At 66.1% G+C, this 3249-nt stretch carries 3 protein-coding genes; 2 read left to right on the forward strand and 1 reads right to left on the reverse strand.

What is annotated here, in order from left to right; genetic code table 11:
* Positions 1 to 159 precede the first annotated feature (159 nt).
* Complete coding sequence (gene gabD / locus AC5JJ6_RS05610; RefSeq protein WP_496041095.1) at positions 160 to 1650, forward strand: NADP-dependent succinate-semialdehyde dehydrogenase; 1491 nt, start codon at positions 160 to 162, stop codon at positions 1648 to 1650.
* 170 nt (positions 1651 to 1820) lie between these two features.
* On the forward strand, positions 1821 to 2303 hold the full coding sequence (locus tag AC5JJ6_RS05615; RefSeq protein WP_496041096.1) for a DUF4167 domain-containing protein: 483 nt from the start codon (positions 1821 to 1823) through the stop codon (positions 2301 to 2303).
* Positions 2304 to 2356: 53 nt separating this feature from the next.
* Here the strand turns inward: AC5JJ6_RS05615 and AC5JJ6_RS05620 are convergent.
* Positions 2357 to 3249: OmpA family protein (locus AC5JJ6_RS05620; RefSeq protein ID WP_496041097.1), on the reverse strand; the 893-nt coding region annotated here is incomplete at its 5' end.

Consider the following 3249-nt stretch of genomic DNA (forward strand, 5'->3'; position numbering starts at 1 on the left):
GACATAGACGCGCCTGCTTGTCGGCTGCCGCTTCGCTTTAGACCGACCTACGAAATTGCGCTGGTCTCCCACAGGCCAATCTTTGAGGCCGTTGATTATAGGACACGGCTGCGGCTCATGCGCTGCCCGGAACGAAGAAAAGCCAAGGAGACCACTTCTATGAGCGTCATGACTGAAACCGCCGCACGACTTGGGCTGAAGGACGCGGACCTGCTGCGCGGGCGGTGCTATGTCGACGGTCAGTGGATCGATGCCGACAGCGGCAAAACCATCGACGTCACCAATCCGGCCGATGGCAGCAAGCTCGGCACCGTGCCGGCCGCCGGGGAGGCGGAGACCCGCCGTGCGATCGAGGCCGCCAACCGTGCCTATCCGGCGTGGCGCGCCAAGACCGCGAAGGAGCGGGCGAAGATCCTGCGCACGTGGTTCGACCTGATGATGGCGAACCAGGAAGACCTGGCGCGGATCATGACGGCGGAGCAGGGCAAGCCGATCGCCGAGTCGCGGGGTGAAATCGCCTATGCCGCTTCGTTCATCGAGTGGTTCGGGGAAGAGGCCAAGCGCGTCTATGGCGACACCATCCCCGCGCACCTTCCCGGCCGCCGTCTTGTCGTGACCAAGGAGCCGGTCGGCGTCTGCGCCGCCATCACTCCCTGGAACTTTCCGGCGGCGATGATCACCCGCAAGGCCGGCCCTGCGCTGGCGGCGGGCTGTCCGATCGTCATCAAGCCTGCGACATCGACGCCCTATTCCGCCTTCGCGATGGCGGTGTTGGCGGAGCGGGCAGGCGTGCCGGCCGGCGTGCTGAGCGTGCTGACAGGATCGGCCAAGGCGATCGGCGGCGAGATGACGACCAACCCGCTGGTCCGCAAGCTGACCTTCACCGGCTCGACAGAGATCGGCAAGCAGCTGATGTCGCAGTGCGCCGGCACGGTGAAGAAGGTCTCGCTCGAACTGGGCGGCAATGCGCCGTTCATCGTATTCGACGACGCCGACCTGGACGAGGCGGTCAAGGGCGCCATCGCCTCCAAGTACCGCAACACCGGGCAGACTTGCGTCTGCGCCAACCGTCTGCTGGTCCAGAACGGCATCTACGACGCCTTCGCCGCCAAGCTGGCCGAAGCGGTCAAGACGCTGAAGGTGGCCGACGGCATGACCGAAGGCGCCCAGCAGGGGCCGCTGATCGACATGTCAGCCGTGGAGAAGGTCGAGGACCACATCCGCGACGCCCTGTCCAAGGGCGCCCGTGTCGTCGTCGGCGGCGAGCGTCACTCGCTCGGCGGCACGTTCTTCCAGCCGACGGTGCTGGCCGACGTCACGACCGAGATGAAGGTGACGCGCGACGAGACCTTCGGTCCGGTCGCCCCGCTGTTCCGCTTCGATACGGAAGAGCAGGCGATCAAGATGGCGAACGACACCGAATACGGTCTGGCGGCCTATTTCTACAGCCGCGACGTCGGCCGGGTCTGGCGGGTCGCCGAAGCGCTGGAATACGGCATCGTCGGCATCAACGAAGGCATCATTTCGACCGAAATGGCACCTTTCGGCGGCATGAAGGAAAGCGGCATCGGGCGGGAAGGCTCGAAATACGGCCTCGAGGAATACATGGAGATCAAGTATCTCTGCATGGGCGGCGTGGACGCGAAATAACGTCCTTCCTCGACGGTCCTTCGTCAACGGGTCGCGCGCCGACAAGCGCGACCCAGTTGCCGCACTCGTTACTAAACCTTGCCGGGTATGGACGATTTTGAATGACCGGAGCTATGAACCGGTCTATTCGAAAGGATCGAAACGGCTGAAATGGCGCGCATCACGGAACAATGCGCTACCATGGCGGGCCGGACCCAACAAAGGACGAAAAAGTGCCGCCGCCAAGACATAATCGCTCCCCCTATCGCAGCCAATCCCGCGCCCCTGGTCTGGACGGCGGCACTCCCGAACGAGTCCGCGGGGACGCCATGACCAAGCATGCCCGCTATCTGGACCTTGCCCAGGACGCCAAGGCCGCAGGCGACGAAATCACCGCGCAGGGGCATCTGCAATACGCCGAGCACTGGTACCGCACCGCCATGGCCGACCGCCGCCCGCCCGAGCCCGTCGAGGAGCTGGTGGGCGAGGACGGCATGGTCATGGACGGCGGCCAGGGACCGGGGCAGGGTGGTCCGAACGGTGGCGGTCCGAACGGCGGCGGTCCGAACGGTGGTGGTCCCAATGGCGGAGGCCCCAACAACATGGATCGGAAACCCCGGCGCCGCGGCCAGCGTACCGGTCCGTTGCGCCGCCGTCCGCCGCCGGAGGCGTGACGCTTTCCGGCGCCGATCTTCCGGTCTGAAGCCCCGTGCGTCGGCTTCCCGGTTCAGCGCACCTCGTCGACGGAAACCAGGATGCCGACACACCGGTTCAGCGGTTCTGAAATACCGTCGTCCGTCGGCATCGGCATCTTGGCCTCGCCCATTCCGACAGTCTCGATGAGGTCGGCGGGAACTCCTGCGCGTTCCAGCAGGCTGGCGACCGAGCCGGCGCGCGCCAGCGCCAGTTCCTGATTGAAGGCGGTCGGTCCGACCGTGTCGGCATATCCGACCACCTTGACCGAGCGGACCTGAAGATCGGAGATGAACCGGCTGGCTGTCAGCGTCTTCCGCTCGCCACCCGGCGTCAGGTTGGCGCTTCCCGGATTGAAGTGGATCTCCTGGATCTTGAACTGCATCTGGCTCAGATCCGGGTTGGTGCCGATCATCCGCGCCTGTGCAGGCACGACGGAAGGATCCGATGGCAGCCGCTCCGCCGGTGCGATGGCTACGGCCTGCTGGATCGAGCCGCCGGCGCGGCCTGCCGGGATGCTGGCCGGGGTCGCGTCAGGCTTCCTTGCCGGAGGCCGCGCGGGCTTTTCAATCTTTGCGATTGCGGGCTTCTCGGGTTTGCGCGGAGGCGTCGCTTCCTTGAGCGCATGAGCAGTCTGGGGCTTGGCTGGAGGAGGGGCGACGGTGGCGGGGCGGGGCGCTTCGGCGGCCGGCGGCTCCGGAGGAGGCGGAGCGGCGGTGTCCTGAACAGTATCCCGGGCGGTATTCCGCTCGGTGTCCTGGGCGACCGCTTGCTCAGGCTCCTGCGACTCGTCAGGCGGGATCGACTCGCCGCCGGCGGTTGGCTCTTCCCCGGTGGCGCCTTCGACGATTTCCGGCTCCGTGATGGGCGCGGTCGTCGTTTCGGCCGGCGGAATTACCGCAGCCTGCTCCTGTGGTGGCTGTTCTG

This window comes from Skermanella sp. (assembly GCF_059503625.1).

Coding starts and splice junctions, on each gene's coding strand:
- gabD (WP_496041095.1), top strand. CDS start 160: ATGAGCGTCATGACTGAAACCGCCGCACGACTTGGGCTGAAGGACGCG.
- AC5JJ6_RS05615 (WP_496041096.1), top strand. CDS start 1,821: ATGCGCTACCATGGCGGGCCGGACCCAACAAAGGACGAAAAAGTGCCG.